Here is a 19,807-nt window from a genome sequence, read left to right as displayed (position 1 = left end):
ACATTCTAAACTACAATTTACATGAAAAGAAGAACCTTGTTAAAAGCTGCGATTGGAACAATTCCGGCATTATACCTTCCGGGTTTTTTGAAAGCAGACGATTTTTTATATCCATCTTCTTCAGCTGGAGAAATAATGCAACAAGGTCCATTTAAACCAACTTGGGATTCCTTGAGCCAATTCCAAGTGCCAGATTGGTTTCGCGATGCTAAATTTGGAATTTGGGCACATTGGGGGCCACAATGCCAGCCTGAACATGGCGATTGGTACGCACGTAAAATGTATCTTGAAGGTTCTGAAACTTATAAATTTCACGTTCAAAAATATGGTCATCCATCAAAGTTCGGTTTTAAAGATGTAATAAATGAATGGAAAGCTGATAAGTGGGAACCCGAAGCTTTATTGGAATTATACAAGAATGCAGGAGCTGAATACTTCTTTGCCCTCGCTAATCACCATGATAATTTTGATTTATACCCCAATAAATATCAACCATGGAATTCAACCAAATTTGGTCCGAAAAAAGATTTAATAGGTGGTTGGGCGAAGGCTGCGAAAAATCAGGGATTGAAATTTGGCGTTAGCGTGCATGCTTCTCATGCCTGGACATGGTTTGAGTCTGCTCAGTTTGTAGATAAAACCGGGCCTTTCGCAGGCATGCCTTATGATGGTAATATTACAAAAGAAGATGGAGCAGGTAAATGGTGGGAGGGCATGGATCCTCAGGAATTGTATGCACAGCGACACGGATTAAGTACTAATGAGAATACAACTTATTCGAATATAAAGATTTGGGAATGGCAAAAAGGTGTAAGTATTCCAAGCAAGGCCTATTGCGATAAATTTTATAACCGCACCATTTCTCTAATCAACAAATACGAACCTGATTTGGTTTATTTTGATGATACGGTATTGCCATTGTGGCCGATTAGCGATGCAGGGCTTAAAATTGCAGCTCATCTGTACAATAAAAGTATTAAAAAACATGGAAAACAGAATGCGGTTTTATTTGGTAAAATATTGGATGTGCAACAAAGAAAATGCATGGTTTGGGATATTGAAAGGGGACAAAGTAATGAAATTGAACCACTTCCATGGCAAACCGACACGTGCATTGGTGATTGGCATTACGATCGCAGGATATATGACCGGAATGGCTACAAAAGTGCTAAAGCAGTTATCCAAACGCTTGTAGATGTAGTAAGTAAAAATGGAAACCTGTTGTTAAATATTCCTTTGAGAGGAGATGGTTCTATTGATGAACAGGAGCAAGCAATTTTACAAGAAATAACGAAATGGATGGCTGTAAATAAATCGAGTATTTTTGGTACGAGACCTTGGGAAATTCTTGGAGAAGGGCCGGCACTCGAGAATGCTCAGCCTTTAAAGGCGCAGGGTTTTAATGAAGGTAAAGGCAAGCCTTTCACTTCAGCCGATATACGTTTTGCAACAAAAGAGGATATGATTTACGCAACCGTATTAGGAGAAATTAATTCGGAAAAGGTGTTTATTAAAACACTCGCTTTAAATTCCCGCCATTACTCTGGCAAAGTTAAAAAGGTTACCTTGCCTGGAGACACAAATGCTATTAATTTTGCACACAATGCAGAAGGTTTGATTATTGATGTTCCGGAACGTTTAAAAGGCAGTTATGCAGCCGTATTTCAGATTGTGTAATCTTCGCACGCCCATTAAGGTCCTGAATTTATAAATTAATAACGGTAAAGAATTTTAAATTCTTTACCGTTGTTATATTCGTGTTAAGGTGGAAGTATAATTATAAAAACCTTCGTTACTTATCTAAATTAATTAACGAATGCAACCGGATATCATTTGATGAAGAACCAATGTTTATCATCACATTACCCTTTTCTGCTTGCCAGCCTTTTTCAACAGACCAGAATGAAATATCATCTTCATTAATTTTAAAATCTACTTTCAGTTTTTTGCCTTTAGCCACAAATACTTTTTTAAAGCCCTTTAATTGTTTTAAAGGCACCTCATGTTTTGAATCTGGGTAACTTGTGTACAATTGTACTACTTCCTCTCCATCCATATTGCCAGTATTTTCAATTTCGAGTTCAATAGCAATACGTTTTTTTCCATTTTCAACGATTCTTTTAACCTGCAAAGCCGAATATTTAAAAGTGGTATAGCTCAATCCATAACCAAATTCATAGAGCGGTTTTCCGGGGTAATACATATACGTTCGGCCTTCACTAATTTCATACCTGTTCATTGCAGGCACCTTATCCAGGCTTTCGTAATAGGTTAGCGGTAATTTCCCGGATGGATTATATTTGCCGAAAAGCGCAGATGCAATAGCATTACCAGCCTGTTCGCCACCAAAGTATATATTAACAATGCCAGGGACGTTTTCTTTTATCCAACCAATAGTGTGCTGACTACCGGTAACCATTACCACAACTACATTAGGATTGGCCTGATAAACAGTCTTTAGCATTGTCATTTGGTCGCCAGGAAGGTCAAGGCTTTCTTTATCATGGCCTTCACGTTCATTATAAAGGCCTGTTCCTATAATTGCAACTACAACATCGCTCTTTTTAGCAGCCTCTACTTGTGCCGTATAAACCCGATCTTTCGCAAATGGTGTGTGCCACCAAAACCTGCATACAGCATCATTTCCAGTATCATAATATTCAATTTTTACCGGATATTTTTTTCCTGCTTCGAGTCTTACCTTAAAGCTATCTAATATTTCGCCTCTGTCTTTCCAGCTGTTTGTTACCATTTTTCCATTAAACCAGGTGCGGGAACCATCATCAGAACTTACTGCTAAAGTATATTCACCACTTTTCGATGGTACTAACCAACCCGTCCAGCGAATGGATTTTTTTCCTGCGGGAATAAAAGGATCAGGTGGATTCTCCTTTGTGTTGAAATTAACCTGAGCATCAATTCTTTTTTTCGGTGTACCTTCTAAAAATTTATTATCAAAATATTCTGCATCCAATCCGTTTTGTCCGCTTGCAGATAATAATTCATCAGAAGGAATCATTTCAACATTAAACAGATCTAACTTTGTTGGTGCATAATTTATGGTAGCGGTATTCCCAACTAGGTTTTTTATGCCTTGCAAAGGTGTTACAGGTGCATTAAAAGGAACACCGCTGTAGCCGCCAAAAACATTCACATCTGCGTTATGACCAACTACTGCGATAGATTTTAGCTTCTGAAGCTGCAACGGCAAAATATTTTTATCATTCTTTAGAAGTATTATACTTTCTTTAGCTGCATCCAAAGCAAGTTTTTGATGCGCCGCATTTCCAATTACGGAAGAACTAATATTGTCATAAGGTCCGGCACCTGTTTTATCAAATAGCCCCAAGCGAAACCGTACCCTTAAAACATTTTTTACTGAATTGTTTATCTCATCATCGGTAACTAGTTTTTTCTGCCAGGCTAACTTTAAATACTCCTTAATTAAATTGCAACCGGCGGCACATTCCATATCCATACCTGCCTTTATCGCAGCGGCAGCAGCTTCTTCCATTGAAGCCGTAAATTGATGCTTGCTGAATATGTTACATGCTGCACCACAGTCACTTACTACATATCCATCAAATCCCCACTCTTTACGGAGTACATCGGTTAACAACCATCTGCTTGCTGTTGATGGTATCCAGTTAACCTTATTGTAAGCAGACATGATACTTTGTGCATTGCCCTCAACTACACTACTTTTAAAGGCCGGAAGATAGTATTCCCGAAGCGTTTTTTCAGAAACGATCGAATTTGCCGCCAGCCGATTGTTTTCTTCGTTGTTAACTGCAAGGTGTTTTGGTGTCGCAACTACTTTGATGTGATTTGGATCATTTCCTTGTAGTCCTTTTATATAAGCAACTGAAAAGCATGAAGTCAGGTATGGATCTTCTCCATAGGTTTCTGCAGTACGTCCCCATCTTGGGTCGCGAGCCATGTTTATTGTAGGAGACCATAAGGTAAGTAAATCGCTAAATGGGGCATTTTGATTTTTTCCTTTTCCTAGTTCATTCCATTTACCACGGGCTTCATCGGATATTGCAGTAGCTACGCTATTTATTAAAGCCGGATTCCATGAGGCGGCAAGAGCAATAGATTGGGGGAAAACGGTAAACTTTCCAGGACGCATAATACCATGTAAACCTTCATTTCCATAATAATATTTATCAATTCCTAATCTTTCAACCGCTGATGAGGTTTCTGAAAGCATACCAATTTTCTCATCAATGGTTAGCCTTTTCACAACATCTTGCAATCTGGTTTCGATTGGTAATTTTGTATCGTTAAATGGTAATTTATTTTTTTGTTGTGCAATTCCAGTAAAAGGAAATAGGCATAAAAAAGATATTCTTAGATAAAGTTTTACTTTAAAATTCATTTGGTTAAAAATCAGTTCTTACTTTTTAAAGTTGCTGTTTTAATGTGTTAATGCTTAGTTTTTGTCAAATTTATTTACGTAAACGATTTAGTGAAACTTTAATGCTCACGTTTGTTTTTAAAGAGCGTGAAATAATGTATCGTTTAAAACGATTTAATCTTAATGCTATTTACTCATTTTTTATAAACAAGTGAAGCTAAAAAGAACCAAGGCAGACTTACTGCTTTTGTAACTTTTTAAGTTCCTTTTTCGTTATCGTTATTATGGTTCCATGTCTTAATCCCTTTGGCAGCGAAATTTTATCAGAAACATCTGTCCATGTATTTAAATCGTTTGATTTAATCGCTCCGTACTTATGCTCAGTGTATTTATCAAAATAAACAATCCATTCATTCCCAAGCTTTAAAGATGTTGGTCCTTCTGCCCAATAGTTTCCTGTAATGGGTTCACTTGCTTTTGAGTAAGGCCCGGTTAAGTTATCACTATGTGCGATTTTGATATTTTTCTGAACAGGTTCCTTTGTTTCATCTTTTAAAAACATAACAAACTTGTCGTTATCATTAACTATTGATGCATCTATTACATTAAACCCCGGTTCATAAAGTAGTTTTGTTGGCGAAAATGATTTAAAATCCTTAGTGGTTACATAATAAATTCTATTGTTATTTTTATCATCTTTTTTTAATAAAGTTTCAGAGAATTTTCCTTTAATAGTGCTAGACCAGTAAATCATGTAGGTTTTGCTTTTATTATCAAAAGTTATTTCAGGTGCCCAGGAATTTCCAACACCTTCTTCTTTTTCCATAACCGGTAAGAATTGTTGTGCACTCCAATTTATTAAATCTTTAGAGCTGGCGTAACCGATGCCATTAGACTTCCAGCTAACGGTCCATACCATGTGGAAGAGACCATCTGCACCTCGCAAAATACATGGGTCTCTCATTAATTTATCATTGCTTATTGTTGGTGTTAGAAACGACTTATCGTTTTTAAGTGTTGTCCAATTGTAAGCATCTGTGCTATAAGCCAGATGCAATCCATCTTCTCCATTATCTTTGAAGTAAGCAAAAAGATAGGTTTCTTTTTTAGATTGTGCCTGAACATTCATCAGAATGGTAATGAACAGGACGCAGGTGATAAGTATTTTTTTCATTTTAATTGGTTATTCTATTGTAATTACGAATCCTCCAAAAGGTTTCATTGTTATTTGTATTGTTGTGTTAACTTGAATTTCATTTTGAGTAAAAGAGAATTTTTCAGCACCATCTTCTATTAGTTTTGCGCTTTTACCTCCAAATTTTGATAAATCTAAGGTGATTTTCTTAGCATTTCCTTCACCATTTATACCGGCCAGGTACCATTTATTACCTGCTTTTCTTGCCATAACAACAAACTTACCCGGGTAACCATCTATTAGTTCGGTATCGCTCCAGCTCGAAGGAAAGTTCTGTAGAAAAGTTTTTATAAAAGCTGGCATTCTTTCCATTCCATCGGGTGCTTCTGCCAAATGCTGAATCCCAGATTGGAAAATTACTGGTAAGGCCAATTCAAAAGTACTCGTCGTTTTTTTGTCGATTTTAGGGATTTCGTATAAGCGCATTGGCGTAAAATCCATCGGGTCGAAAACGTTTCTTGTAAATGGAATTGTTGTAGCGTGTTGCGGTTCTTCGTCTGCATTCTCCTGCTTAAAGGTGATAAATTCCATTCCTTTTATGGATTCCATCGTCATCAGGTTTGGAAAGGTTCGCTGCCAGCCTCTTGGTAATGTTGCTCCGTGGCAGTTTACACTTAAGTTAAACCTGGCGGCATCTTCAAAAATTTCGAAATAATATTTAATCATAGATTGGCCATCACCACCAAAAAAATCAACTTTGATGCCTTTGATGCCCATTTTCTGTAAAATTGCAAATTCTTTTAAACGGTTTTCATGCGTGGTCAATTTGTTTTTTGGTGTATATTTCACCGTATTCCAGTCACCAGCAGAATTGTACCATAATATTAAGCCCACATTTTTTTGCTTGGCATAATTGGCCAATTCCTGCATTTTATCATAACCAATTTTTGTATCCCAATCTACATCGATAAGCGTATATTCCCACTTCATTTCCGCAGCGAAATCGATATATTTTTTTTGCGTGTTGTAGGTTATAGAACTATCCTTCAACATAATCCAGCTCCAGGAAGCCTTTCCCATCTTAAACAAATCTGGATTTATTTTTGATTTTGCCGGATACGCCAAATCAGTTCCTAGTGTAGATTCTGTTATTTTTTTAAGGCTACCCACCGCAATGATACGCCAGGGTGTAAACCATGGAAGCGTAGACTCAGGATTTACATTTTGGCCAGTAAATGCCTCTCTTTTGTCTGGAAAACCAACTTTATAATTTCCATTACCCGAGTTTTGTTCTAAGCGAGTAGCACAATAATTTTCATCTAATCCAGTTTCCGATATCAACATCCAGGTATCTTTATAATGGAAAAGGGCAGGGTATACCCAACCTGCATTTGTTGGTGCCGGTGTTCCAACATTTATTTCTTTTTGATAATATTCTTCGTAAGATGGGTTGGTACTTTCCCAACCGGTTTTGGCCACAGACATTGGCTGTAGCCATGCTTTAGTTTGCTCAAAGAAATGAAATGAACTTTTTTCATCCATAATGTTTTTCAGCTTAGCATCTTTTTCCGGGAAATAATATCGAAAGGCAACTCCATCATCTGATACCTGAAAAATAACATCTATCTTTTTCCCTGATGAATTTTTTAAATGAAAAACTCGCTTGTTAGCAATGTAATTATGATTTAACCGCTTGGCGTTTTTAAGGATATAAGCATCTTTAACCACCTCGACTTTAGAAGCCGAAATTAATGACAGCCCTTTAGATAAATCTTCATCAGCTCTAACCACACCTAGCTCCGAAGATTTTAAAACCTGTTCTGAACCTCTTTGTATGGTGTAAAATGCTTTTCCATCTTTAATAAAAACTTCAACATTTAGCATCTTATCCGGACTTATGATGTTAAACTTTGTTTGAGCTTTAGTAAGCTGTGATGCAGCTGTAGTAAACAACAACAATAGTAAAAAGTATTTCTTTATCATGTTCTATTTTAATTCCAATACGACAACTGATTGTGATGGCAACTCAACTTTTAGCAAATTACCTGATTTTTTAGCACCTGAAAACTTTGAATTACGAATTTTATCGGGGTTAGAAAATGTATTTATATCTGTAAGTTTCGCAGATGTCAATATCTGACCAGTTACCGTTTTCCACTTTAGCCCGTCTAAATCTGTACTCAATGAAATTTTATTTTTTGGATCTAAATTTACTAGTGAAATATGAATTGCTCCAGTAGAATCTTGAGAAGCAGATACATTCAATGCCGGGATTTTATTATTTCCAACAATATATTCAGGGCTGGTAAATGCTATAGGAAGGTATTTGGCATCTTGATGAACTTTGTATAAATCGAAAATATGATAAGTAGGGGTTAAAACCATTTTATCTTTTTCAGTTAGGATAAGTGCTTGCAAAACATTTACAGTTTGCGCAAGATTTGCCATTTTTACCCTATCAGAATGGTTATTGAAAATGTTAAGCGTTGTACCAGCAATTAATGCATCGCGAAGGCTGTTTTGCTGGTAAAGAAAACCAGGATTTGTTCCAGGTTCAACATCGGTCCAAATTCCCCATTCATCCACAACAAGGGCAACTTTCTTTTTTGGGTCATATTTGTCCATTATTGCCGAATGTTTGGTTACCAGTTCTTCCATCTTTAAACAGTTTTTCATGGTACTGAAATACTCTTCCTCATTAAATTGAGTTGCAGAGCCTTTTGCTTTCCAGTTGTTTGTTGGAATAGTGTAGTAATGCAAAGTAAGTCCCCACATTCTGGAGCCAATATTTTTCATGCAGGTTTCCGTCCAGTTGTAATCATCAGCATTGGCACCACTGGCAATTCTTTTTAAAGGTGCACCTGCATAATCTCTGGCGTAAGTAGCGTATCTTTTATATAAATCGGTGTAATAATCAGCAGTCATGTGGCCACCACATCCCCAGCTTTCGTTTCCAACACCCCAGAAAGTAACTTTCCAAGGCTTTTCTCTCCCATTTTGTGCACGAATAGTTGCCATTGGACTTACTCCATCAAAATTGAGGTATTCAACCCATTTAGCCATTTCTTCAACGGTACCACTACCAACATTACCTGCAACATAGGGTTCACATTTTAACATATCACAAAGTTCGAGGAATTCATGAGTACCAAAGCTATTGTCTTCTGTTACGCCTCCCCAGTTGGTATTAACCATTTTAGGTCGCTGGTTTCTTGGGCCGATACCATCTCTCCAATGGTATTCATCGGCAAAACAACCACCCGGCCAACGCAGGTTTGGAATGTTTATTTTTTTCAGCGCATCAACTACATCAAGCCTGATACGACCTTTATTCGGAATGGAAGAATTTTCATCTACCCAAAAACCATCATAAATGCATCGGCCTAAATGCTCTGAAAAATGGCCGTAAATGTGTTTGCTGATAACTTGCTCATTTGCCTGGTTAATCGTTAGTTTTACTTCAGTTTGGGCATTTACATAAATCGTTGAACCTAATGTAATAATCAATAGCAATAATTTTTTCATAATCATTTATTTGGTGAATGGTATTTTGATTACGTTGAAAGAATAGGGTTTCAAAGTAAGCGACAGTTTTTTATTTTTAACAGTAATTGAATTTCTTTTCGGACTTATCGCATCAGGATTTTCAAAAGAATTCAGCTGATTTAAATTCGTGTTCGCAAGTTCATCTACATAGCCTTTCGTTTTTAAACTCCGTTTTCCTTCCAAATTAAAATCAATGTTTTGCGCTTTATCTGTCGTGTTGGAAATTTTGATGATGACTTCTTTGCTGATTTTATCGGTTACCGCCGAAGCGTATAAACCATCCTGGCCAATTATATTCTTTCCATCAATTTTTGATGCAATTACATCGGTGCCTTTATTGGTCGAGAAGAGTTTTTGGACATAATAATCCGGCGTTCCATAAGCATTCAAATTATCTACCCAAATCATATCTGGAGCCCATTGCCATGCGTCGATATGCGCAAAAAGCGGCGCGTAGGATGCCATTTGAACAACATCTGCATTTCGCTCAAGCCCGGTCATAAGTGAAGCAGCTGCCAAGGCACTTTGCCAGTTATTCCTACTACTACCAATTACGTTTTTATCTGCATGAACGGCATATTCGCCAACAAAAACTTTTGAGCCGTCTCTTGGATAGTCATCATAACGTCCAGCATTTTTAAGGAACCAATCCGCAGGGCGATAATAATGTTCATCTATAAAATCTGCGTTGGAATTTCTGAGTGAAGTATTTAGTAAGTTAAATCTATCGCCTTCAGGATCTGTGCCTGAACTATTTATGAGTTTAAAATCAGGATATTTGGTTTTGATTGCTTTAGTGAAAATGGCCAAACGTTCTAAATATTGCGGCCCCCAGTTTTCATTTCCAATGCCCATCATTTTTAGGTTAAATGGTTTTGGATGACCCAGGTCTGCTCTCATTTTTCCCCATTTAGTAGTTATGTCGCCATTTGCAAATTCAATAAGATCTAGTGCATCCTGAACATAAGGATCTAACTCATCAAGCGAAGCAACTTCTCCTGTATTGAACTGGCAGGCCATTCCGCAATTTAAGATTGGGAGCGCATCAGAACCTATATCTTCTGCCAGTTGAAAATATTCAAAAAAACCTAGGCCGAAACTCTGGTAATAATCCGGTGCCGGGCGATGGGCAAATTCTACATTCCAGCGATTCATAATTAATTGCCTGTTTTCAATAGGTCCAATGGTTTTTTTCCATTGATATCTGTTTGCAAGGTCGGTGCCTTCAACAATACACCCCCCTGGGAAACGTACAAAACCAGGCTTCATATCGGCAAGCATTTTAACCATATCTGCACGTAAACCTTGCGGGCGATTCTTCCAGGTATCGCCTGGGAATAACGAAATCATATCAAGATCTATTTTTCCCTTACCTTCAAATAATATGGTGAATTTGGCTTTAGCATCAGTTTTTGTCGCTACAAAGCTTGTCGATTGTTTTTTCCAATCACTGCTAGATTTTTCTGGATTTAGGTTTCCTTCACCAATAATTTTGTTGTCAGCCGATAACAATTGCAAACGCAATTTTACACCTGTATTTTGTTGCCGATACATAACCGAGAAATCGTAACGAAGGCCTTTTTTTACACCGATACCTTTAAAGCCTTCATTGCTTATACCGAAATTTCCTTTTTCAGTGTTAATTTGAATGTACCTTGGATTGGTTATATTTTCTTCTTTTCGGTTTACAACTAAAATTTCGCCCTCATTTGCTTTTGCTCTTTGTATCGCCCAACCCATTAGCGGTTTAGCAAACTCAAAAGATCTGTTTTTAATTAATTCTGCGTAAATGCCACCATCAGCACCAAAATTAATGTCTTCAAAAAATACACCCCACATATTGGATTGCACTTTTGCAATTGAATTATCAGTATTTATTGTAATGGTTTTTGACGTTTGTGCATGCAAATTAACAGGGCTTAAACTGGTTAAAATACATACCAGGAATACATAGAATATGCAATTTGCAGTATTATTTCGTTTCATAATGATGATATTTGGAAAGAATCGTGTAGTAAAAATAAAACTTTTAAAATAATAAACGTCATTTATACGATTATTATTTATTTAAAATGTTATTTTCTGTTGTTTGTATTGCTAATTTCAACCCACCGACTTAGCATTTTCAATCAATTTGGAAATGACGACTTGCTGAGGGATACTCGTTGAGTTTCTCCATCCGTCTTTCCCGCGCAGGCGGGAATCTTAACGCAATAGAAAGGCAAACCCACCGTTTTAGCATTTCCAATCAATTTGGAATTGACGACTTGTGGAAATCTTATTCGTAAGCTATAGTTCATGATCTTTGCGCCGCATACCATAAATCCTTGATAATATTTACGTTTTAAGATTCCCTCATGAGAGTGAATGACGATAACTTCATACTTAATGGTACTTAATTTTAGGTTTTTCAGTCAAATAAAAAACGATTTCGCCTCCTTTAATCAAATTATTATGAGTGATATAAGTTTTATCAAAAGCTTTTCCGTTTAAAGTGATTTTAGAAATATAGATAGAGGTGTTGCTGCTTTTAATTGCTTTTATAGTTAATTTCTTTCCATCGTTAAACGATATAGTGGTCTGCTTAAAAGTAGGACTTGTTAATTGATAATTTCCTGAAACTGGATCTACCGGATAAAAGCCAAGTGCTGCAAATACATACCATGCCGACATTTGCCCGGCATCGTCATTACCGCTTAGTCCACCTGCGCCTTCATCATATTCTTCATCCAAAATACGGCTAACCTGAATTTGAGTTTTCCATGGAGACGCGGTGTAATTGTATAAAAATGGAATCTGATGACCAGGTTCATTTCCATGCCAATACTCTTTATTGTTGAATAAAGAATCTAATTCATTTTCAAGTTTTTTACTCCCGCCCATCAATTTTATGAGTCCAGGCATATCATGAGGTACATAAAAAGTATATTGTCTGGGTGTTCCTTCCGTAATGTATGGCTCACGATGATCTGGATAGAAAGGACTATACCAATTTCCATTTTCAAATCTTCCTCTAACCATCCCAATTTTCGCATCAAATATGTTTTGATAATTTAATGATCTTTTTGAAAGTAGGTTATAGTCTTCTTTTTTACCTAAATCTTTTGCTATCGTAGCTAATGCATAATCATCATAAGCATATTCTAAGGTTCTGCTTACCTGTTCTTTTTTATGAAATGCATTTGGGATGCTATCTTCTATAGGAATGTACCCATATTTTAAATAACTATTAATTCCTCGTCGGCCTTTACCATTTAAATAATCTGCTGAATCGGGCATTTGGAATGCATTTTGCCTCATCAGGCGATAAGCCTCTTTTACATCATAATCTCTGATACCTTTGTTGTAAGCAGAAGCGAGAAAAGCTGTTGCATGATCGCCAATCATTGCTGCGGTGTAACTGTTCCAACAAGGGAAGATGGGTAGCCAGCTGCCTTGCTGACCTTTTAAAACCAATGAATTTGCAAATGAATTCGCCAAATCGGGTTTTAGTAATTCTATAAGCGGAAGTTGCGCACGATAGATATCCCACATGGAAAAATCATCGTAGTAGTTGCCTTTACTAATTGTTTTTGTTTGATAATTGCCTGCAAATTGAGGGTATTTGCCATCCACATCATTAAATAATCTGGGATGTTGTTGTGCATGATACAGTGCAGTATAAAAGATTTTTTTCTTCTTTTCATTCAAGTCTGAAACCTTTATTTGTGATAAAGACTTTTCCCATGCTGCGTTGGTTTTAGCTAAAACAGTTTCAAAAGAATCATTATTTATCTCGCTTTCTAGATTGCGTTTTGCGGCATCAATACTGGTAAAAGAAGTGCCGGAATAGATAATAATTTGTTCGCCTTTTTGTAGTTTAAAACCAGCGTAAGCACCTATATTTTTTTGATTATTAATGTTTTGATTTTGCGAAACATTTCCTTCACTGTAAACCCCGCCGGTTTTAAGCACTTTTTTGATACGGATAAAAAAATAACCACTAAATCCGGCAGCTTCACCCCATCCCTGATAAATTCGATGAACAGGATTGTAACCCGAAATCTCACCTTTTGCTTTATCGATTTGAATATAGCCCTTGTTTTCGTCGCTGTTTGGACTTACCAAAAGATATAAGCTATCTGTTTTCATCGCCGTAATTCTCATTACGCCGCACCTAAGTGTTGAGGTGAGTTCTACTTGTAATTTATAGCTATTAAGATTAATCCTGTAGTAGGATGGGGTTGATGCTTCATTTTCATGATTATAATCTGCAGCATAATCATTAGAATTCGTTTTAAGCTTACCTGAGATTGGCATGATGGTAAAACTGCCATAATCTTGTGTGCATGAACCACTTATCCAGTGGCTTGCCCGGAAGCCATAAATTTTTTTATTATTGAAATAGTATGGGGCTAAACATTTTGTTTCTGTTAACTGCGTTTGGGGTGTCCACTGCGTCATACTAAACGGAGGCGCTACTGCTGGAATTGTATTTGCTAAACGTTCTGTTTTATCTTCTATATGCTGGCTAGCCATTGTTGTACTAGCCGATGTGCCCGAAAATGGCTGAACGTACTTGATTAAGTCTAACTGCTGCGCATATACTGACCCAAAATTCAAACTTGACAATACCAAAAATAGGTATATTGCTGTATTCTTATATCCTAAAATGTTTTTTTTTGTCATTCTTTTTAAGGTAAATAAATGCATGATAATTCTTCGGGTCATTAAATTATTGAATCTCTTTTATCGATTCTTTTTTATTTGAAGGGAATTTCGTGTTTTTAATGGAAACAGCACCAGTATTTTTTAATACCATTACATTGGGATGTTCAGATTTATCGATTTTCAGTCCATTCACATCAATTCCATTTACATCATCAAATATTACCGCCGGCCTGAAATCGCTTTCAATATAATTTAATTTAACATTTTTAAAGGTAATGCCTTTTGCGTGGCGAACATAAAATCCCCATGCAGGTAATTCTCCAAACATGCTAAATTCAGGGTATCCGGCTTCGTTTTCGACAACTTTATCCAACTCATTAATTGGAATGTTTGCTGTTTTTTCTGAAGCACCACCGCCATACGTAATTTCGATATTTTGGAGCAATACGTTTTCTATCAAATGTCCTGGTATGCCAACAATTGATGCTGGAAGTAAGTTATGAGGCGGAACTTTTGGTAGTGGTCCTTCGATAGGGTAGCCGGCATCAGGCTTTGTATTTGGAATATCTGCTTTAACGTTGGCAATCCGAATGTTTTTTATCGTACTAAATTTATCGGTTTTGTTTCTATGTCCTAAGCGAATAAAAATCGCATTACCTGTATATTTGGCTACAACGCCTTCAATATCAACACCATCAATAAAGCCACCGTCAACAGCTTCTAGTGCAATGGCCGAACGGTAGGTATTGTAAACGGTAATGTTTCTAACTTTAATATTTCGAAAACCTCCGTAAGAACCTGTTCCTAATTTAAATCCACTAGCGCTCGATCGGATGATGCAATTTTCTACATAAACATTCTCACAAATACCAAGCATGCCTTCAGATTTTAAGCAAATTCCATCATCTGCTGCATCAACATTACAATTCGTTATACGAACGTTTTTACTGTTTACAATATCAATTCCATCATTATTCCAATATTCGGTACTTTCTACCGTTATGCTGTCTATGTTTACTTTATTACATCTCACAAAATCCTGAACCCAACCCGCACTATTTTTTAATTTCACATTTTTTACTGAAACATCTTCGCAGTCGGTAAAAGCAATTAATCGAGGTCGGTTACTTTCTGATGGTCTTTTTACTTTCCAGGTTTCATCTTCTAAAACGCCTTGGTGTAATAAGGTAAGTAGGTTTTTAACCACTTCGCGACCTCTTCCATTGATAATTCCTTTACCACTTATAGCAATTGAATGCTGTTTCTTCGCATAAATTAACGCCTCTGCATTCTTCTTTCCATAATCTAATCGGTTAATGCTTCCAAGCAATTCTGCATCGGCTGATAAATACAGCTCTACACCAGATTTTATTTCTATCGGTCCGGTAACAAATTGCCCATCCGGGATAATTACTTTGCCGCCATTTTTTGATGCAGCATCTATCGCACTTTGAATATTTTTGGTATTGATGAAATTTAATCCCGGCTTTGCACCAAAATCAATAATGTTGAAGGTTTTATTTTGCGCTAATGCACTAGAAATAGATGCAAATAGGGTAATTAGATAAATAAGGTTTTTCATGTTTCTTTCTTAATTTTTGTTTATCGCAGCGTATTTTTCAATTAAGCCACGATATTTTTGATGCATTTGCTTTGCAATATTAACCGGATTGCCCACTGTTTTTATTGGATAATCTTTTCTCTGATTTACCCATTTCCATTCCCACTCACTGATATCATCGTTAAATCTTTCAATATTTAATCCTTTTTTATTGATTAAGTCATCTTCCATCTGAGAAAAGAAAAGCTGCCATCTGGGTTTGTAAAAGTCTGTCATCAATCCACTCCATTGCCTGCATGCATATTCATTCAGCGGATTTTTAGCATCGCCCCAAAGCGTTATCAAGTCTTTCGCATTCATTTCGTATCGTGCTTTTTCTTCAGTATTTGTACCCCAAGCTCTTGCATCAGCTACCCAAGGTCCCAACATAAAATCTTTCCTTGTAGCCAGTAATTTATCCATGTCATTAATAAGCTGAATAAATTTTTCGCTTTCTATTTTAAATGTAGCCAAATCCTTTTTTTGATAGGCTAAAACAAAATTTCTTTGAATTTGCAATGAATAATTTGCGAGTACCTGGCGGGTAACATCTACAATATCATATTGAAAACCATCACTATTTTGGCAGGAAGGAACCGATTTTATTAATTCATCCCAGGCTGGTAATAGTTCTTGTTGATTATAATTCAACGTCGTTTTTGCCCAACGGGTAAGCGAGTCAAAAGTTGGCCGGGCTTGTATTATCGATTCAGCACCATCTCTTATATACTTATCTGCCGGAACAGTATAAACCGTTTTTCTTAAAATATCCCAGGCTTTTAGTGCATGTTCATTTTTGTTTCCATAACGATTGAGAACAAATTGTGGTAGCCACAATTTGAGATCAATGGGCTTCGACTGCCAAACATTAGCCATCATCAGTTCATATAAAACAGGATTTTGCTCTATGCCTTCCATCGTTAGGCCGATGCCTTTCATTTTACCACTTTGCGGATTATTTAATGCTTCAGCAGGTGCATTGGCAACAACATCCATTCTTCCGAATAGATTTGTATTCCCACCAAAATTATGCAGCATATTCCAAATCCACGGTTTGCCATAAAAACCTTCAGTACGTTTCCAAACCGGTTCAATTTCTGTAGCCAGGTCGAGCAAAATCATTTTATCGTTTGGTACTGATTTCAAAAGCGCTTCTGTTTGAGGTTCTTTCCAAAACTTTCTGTCGCTGTAAAAAAGCCATCCCTGCATTACCCAAATTGCTTTAGGGTCGGCGGCCGACATGCCATCGTAAATTCTTGCACTTAACTTGCTCAAAAATTCTGGTTCTGCCGATGGCGGTTCATTTTCGTTAAAAGTATCGGCAGAATATAAATGGTCCGTACCTAAAAGCTCGGTTTGTTTTTGAAGGAATTTTTTTCCTATTGAAGCAAACATCGGGTCTTCAGAATCAAGAATGTAAGTATCGGCAAAGCCGTTTGTCCAATTGGTTGCTTTAAGTTTAGCATTTGGAAATTTCTTTTTAAATGCCGCAGGCACATGACCAGTAAAAGCCGGAAGTACAGGTTTCATGCCAAGAGAACGCTGTCTGGCCAATATTTTCTTTTGCAATTCGAAATGACTTTTCATCCAACTCAATGGGAGCGGGCCACCCCATCCATCAATATTACCCATCCAAAACCAAGAGAAATAAGCCGGGCCAGTAAAGAAATCTTTCAAATCGTTATCTGTAAAGCCCATTTCTTTATACAGCAGATACCATGTATATTCTTCACCCGTAATGGCGAGCGGCATATTAATTCCATGTATTGCCATCCAATCAATTTCCTTTTCCCATCTTGGCCAATCCCACCAACTCATGCTGTAGTTGAAGGTACAGTAATTAAGGTAATATCTGTATTCGTATGGAGTTTCTTTTCTTATTTTATGTTTTACTATAGGTAATTTTACTGGTAATTTTAAGTTTGTGCCATTCCAAGTAACCTGACAATGAGCGTATTCTGTTAGGTAATAATAAAAAGCTGAAGCAATTGCAACCCCGCTAGTCCCTCTTAAAACAACTTTTTGGTTTTTACTTTCAATTTCGAAAACATCCATCCCATTCTTGGAAATAATACTTTCGGTTAAAAAGGAGCTATGTTGTTTTGGTAAAATTCTTTCGATTAGCTCATTTGATGATGCAAGGTATTTTTGTGCTTTAGTGTCAAAGCAATTTAATGCCAGGATTATTCCTAATATGTATATTTTTAATTTCATTTTAAATTTTTAAAAATAGCTTTCTATCGTAAAGAAACTTTAGTATGAATAGCTGTATAGATAATACACCTAACCATAAGAATGCCTGTTGTAAATTTGGAGGCATTTTTTGTACCAGCCCTCCAAAAAGAAATTGTGAAGTTGCTTCAAAATTAAAAAGGCCGTGTGCACAAACATAAATTAAAATAGAATTTGTTCCTATCCATACAAATGGTAAACTCCATATTTTGATTGACTTTACATCTATTATATAATAAAATATTGCAAATAAAATTACACTCCAACCACCCGCAAAGAGTACAAACGAACTTGTCCACATATTTTTATTAATCGGAAAAAATATATTCCAGAGAAAACCTGTTAATAACAAAATGATACCGGCAATTACTAAACCGAATACTTTTTTTAAAGGGCTTAAGTTGTGTGCTTTTGATATTAGAAAGGAACCTGTAAACACGCCTAGTAATGCCGTAGCAATGGCTGGAATTGTACTGAGTAATCCTTCTGGATCATAAACCACTCTATGCAATTTACCAGGAAGGAGTATGCGATCAACATAAGCAGCAAGATTTCCATCGGGTGTAAAGTTTCCCCTTCCAAAACCAGGAACCGGAATAAAAATCATAATAATATGGTAACCGACTAAAATAGAAACAAACCATATAATCTGTTTACGAAGCGAAAAGTTAAGGTAAATTATAGCAGCAAAAAAAGTAGATAGGGCAATTCGTCCGAGTACGCTCGCGAAGCGTATTTGTTCATAGCCATTAAATTTCAATAAGCCGTTAACCATCATGCCGAGCACAAGTAGAATTAATGTTCTTTTTATCAAAGCAAAAAAGATAAGTTTGGATGCATTTTCTTTGCTTTTTTTTGCTGTTAAATATTTTTGATAGGAAAAGGGCATCGATACACCTGAAATAAATATAAAAAGTGGGAAAATTAAATCATAAAAAGTGAAGCCATTCCAAGGTGAGTGATGCAGCTGATTACTGATTGCAATAAATAGATGTTCAAAAAATGATAAGTTTTTATTGGTTGAAATCGTCCAGTCGTATTGGCTTCTGGTAAGGGATTGTTTTTCCATTACACCATTGGCTAAACCATGAAATATTTGCTCTCCGCTGATAATCCAGAACATATCGAACCCACGCAATGCATCTAAAGACAAAAGCCTTTTGCTTTTTACCTGGGGCATTTCTTTATCTGACATTAAGGGTAAAGCCATATAAGCTGTCGAATAGTTAGCTTAGCCTAAGTGAAGTAAATTAGGATAACTAACGAAAAATAGATTATTTTTTGATAAGGGTACTGTAAATAATATAGCCTTCTTCGTTTATCGTTTGAACAAGTAATTGTTCTTTAGTTATTGAAAAAAGCATAAAACCATATTCTGATGCAACCATCTGTGCATCGGGTATTAATTTAACAGGTGTTTTTTCTGATGCAGCGCCAGAAATGAAGTAATGTGTTTTGCCTGCTGGTTTAATGTATTGCAAGCTGTGCTCATGCCCTGTTAAATAAACATCAACGCCATATTTATCAAAAGTCGGCTTTAAAGATGATCGAACAGCTTTGGTGTCATAGGCTTCGGTACGACTACCACCAGTATAAATAGGGTGGTGGCCAACAACTATTTTCCATTTTATTGATGGGTCTGTATCGCTTAAAGTTTTGTTTAACCAACGCTTTTGAGCTGTTGTATCTTGTCGTTTTACATTGGGTCCGTATTCTGTATTTTTATAAAACTCTGGAATTAATGGATTTGTATCTATAAAAGCAATCAAAACCTGATTATTTAAATCGCCGTTTATTGGGAATTTCTTTGCAAAATAACGAGCTGGCATTTTCCATCTTCTGCTTATTTTAGAATAGGCAACCTGTGCATCAGGATTTGATTTGTAATCATGGTTTCCCAATACAACATACCAATCCCATTGTAATGAAAATGCTGTGTAAATATCTTCGAATGAATACTTAAACAAAGGGTCTTGCTCACTAATTACTCCACTTGGGTAAAAATTATCACCCGTAGATATGATGAATTGTGCTTTAACTTCTGCAGCTGTTTTGCCCAGTTGTGCTGCGACAGGTTTTTGATGGTCAGCACCATTTCTGCCCCAATCACCCATGGCAATAAAGTTAAGGGCAGCGTCTTTTTTAAATAGTGTTTTCGTAGGTGCCTTATTGGAAGAAGAATCTCTTAAAATTAACTGTGCATTTACAGATAAGTTTAAAATATTTAAATAAAGAAATACAAAAAAAAGCAGGCGAACATTCATTAAAAAGGTGATTTTTTTAG

11 protein-coding genes are annotated in these 19,807 nt (G+C 36.4%); 1 reads left to right on the top strand and 10 read right to left on the bottom strand.

Going from position 1 to position 19,807, the window contains the following annotated elements; genetic code table 11:
- The first annotated feature begins 21 nt into the window (after positions 1-21).
- Positions 22-1,677 carry an alpha-L-fucosidase gene (locus IEV50_RS06390; RefSeq protein WP_188412410.1) on the top strand — a complete coding sequence of 552 codons (1,656 nt, stop codon included), beginning with the start codon at positions 22-24 and terminating at the stop codon, positions 1,675-1,677.
- Between the two features lie 115 nt (positions 1,678-1,792).
- Here IEV50_RS06390 and IEV50_RS06385 read toward each other — a convergent pair whose 3' ends face one another.
- The 10 genes from IEV50_RS06385 to IEV50_RS06340 all read right to left on the bottom strand — a co-directional run bounded on the left by IEV50_RS06385 (position 1,793) and on the right by IEV50_RS06340 (position 19,787).
- On the bottom strand, positions 1,793-4,381 hold the full coding sequence (locus IEV50_RS06385; RefSeq protein WP_188412409.1) for a glycoside hydrolase family 3 protein: 2,589 nt from the start codon (positions 4,379-4,381) through the stop codon (positions 1,793-1,795).
- A 217-nt stretch (positions 4,382-4,598) separates the two neighbouring features.
- Positions 4,599-5,534 carry a glycoside hydrolase family 43 protein gene (locus tag IEV50_RS06380; RefSeq protein WP_188412408.1) on the bottom strand — a complete coding sequence of 312 codons (936 nt, stop codon included), beginning with the start codon at positions 5,532-5,534 and terminating at the stop codon, positions 4,599-4,601.
- Positions 5,535-5,543: 9 nt separating this feature from the next.
- Positions 5,544-7,478, bottom strand: a complete 1,935-nt coding sequence (locus tag IEV50_RS06375) for a glycoside hydrolase family 97 protein (RefSeq protein ID WP_188412407.1) — start codon at positions 7,476-7,478, stop codon at positions 5,544-5,546.
- A 3-nt stretch (positions 7,479-7,481) separates the two neighbouring features.
- Positions 7,482-9,020, bottom strand: a complete 1,539-nt coding sequence (locus tag IEV50_RS06370; RefSeq protein WP_188412406.1) for an alpha-N-arabinofuranosidase — start codon at positions 9,018-9,020, stop codon at positions 7,482-7,484.
- 6 nt (positions 9,021-9,026) lie between these two features.
- Positions 9,027-11,027, bottom strand: coding sequence for an alpha-L-arabinofuranosidase family protein (locus tag IEV50_RS06365; RefSeq protein WP_188412405.1), 2,001 nt, complete (start codon positions 11,025-11,027; stop codon positions 9,027-9,029).
- 399 nt (positions 11,028-11,426) lie between these two features.
- A complete protein-coding gene (locus tag IEV50_RS06360; protein WP_188412404.1) occupies positions 11,427-13,709 on the bottom strand; it encodes a GH92 family glycosyl hydrolase in 2,283 nt (760 codons plus the stop codon).
- Positions 13,710-13,755: 46 nt separating this feature from the next.
- Positions 13,756-15,273, bottom strand: a complete 1,518-nt coding sequence (locus tag IEV50_RS06355) for a glycoside hydrolase family 28 protein (protein ID WP_188412403.1) — start codon at positions 15,271-15,273, stop codon at positions 13,756-13,758.
- A gap of 9 nt (positions 15,274-15,282) precedes the next feature.
- Positions 15,283-17,505, bottom strand: coding sequence for an alpha-N-acetylglucosaminidase (locus IEV50_RS06350; protein WP_188412402.1), 2,223 nt, complete (start codon positions 17,503-17,505; stop codon positions 15,283-15,285).
- Between the two features lies 1 nt (position 17,506).
- Positions 17,507-18,718, bottom strand: coding sequence for an acyltransferase family protein (locus IEV50_RS06345; protein WP_229746653.1), 1,212 nt, complete (start codon positions 18,716-18,718; stop codon positions 17,507-17,509).
- Positions 18,719-18,797: 79 nt separating this feature from the next.
- Positions 18,798-19,787, bottom strand: a complete 990-nt coding sequence (locus IEV50_RS06340; RefSeq protein ID WP_188412401.1) for a purple acid phosphatase family protein — start codon at positions 19,785-19,787, stop codon at positions 18,798-18,800.
- Between the last annotated feature and the right edge of the window lie 20 nt (positions 19,788-19,807).

Source organism: Pedobacter mendelii, assembly GCF_014635725.1.
In the GTDB taxonomy this organism is placed as follows: domain Bacteria; phylum Bacteroidota; class Bacteroidia; order Sphingobacteriales; family Sphingobacteriaceae; genus Pedobacter; species Pedobacter mendelii.
This window is presented reverse-complemented; position numbering and strand designations above follow the sequence as displayed.

Excerpts from the sequence above, each read along its gene's own strand:
- IEV50_RS06390 (WP_188412410.1), top strand. The coding sequence starts at position 22 with ATGAAAAGAAGAACCTTGTTAAAAGCTGCGATTGGAACAATTCCGGCA.
- IEV50_RS06385 (WP_188412409.1), bottom strand. The coding sequence starts at position 4,381 with ATGAATTTTAAAGTAAAACTTTATCTAAGAATATCTTTTTTATGCCTA.
- IEV50_RS06380 (WP_188412408.1), bottom strand. The coding sequence starts at position 5,534 with ATGAAAAAAATACTTATCACCTGCGTCCTGTTCATTACCATTCTGATG.
- IEV50_RS06375 (WP_188412407.1), bottom strand. The coding sequence starts at position 7,478 with ATGATAAAGAAATACTTTTTACTATTGTTGTTGTTTACTACAGCTGCA.
- IEV50_RS06370 (WP_188412406.1), bottom strand. The coding sequence starts at position 9,020 with ATGAAAAAATTATTGCTATTGATTATTACATTAGGTTCAACGATTTAT.
- IEV50_RS06365 (WP_188412405.1), bottom strand. The coding sequence starts at position 11,027 with ATGAAACGAAATAATACTGCAAATTGCATATTCTATGTATTCCTGGTA.
- IEV50_RS06360 (WP_188412404.1), bottom strand. The coding sequence starts at position 13,709 with ATGACAAAAAAAAACATTTTAGGATATAAGAATACAGCAATATACCTA.
- IEV50_RS06355 (WP_188412403.1), bottom strand. The coding sequence starts at position 15,273 with ATGAAAAACCTTATTTATCTAATTACCCTATTTGCATCTATTTCTAGT.
- IEV50_RS06350 (WP_188412402.1), bottom strand. The coding sequence starts at position 17,505 with ATGAAATTAAAAATATACATATTAGGAATAATCCTGGCATTAAATTGC.
- IEV50_RS06345 (WP_229746653.1), bottom strand. The coding sequence starts at position 18,718 with ATGTCAGATAAAGAAATGCCCCAGGTAAAAAGCAAAAGGCTTTTGTCT.
- IEV50_RS06340 (WP_188412401.1), bottom strand. The coding sequence starts at position 19,787 with ATGAATGTTCGCCTGCTTTTTTTTGTATTTCTTTATTTAAATATTTTA.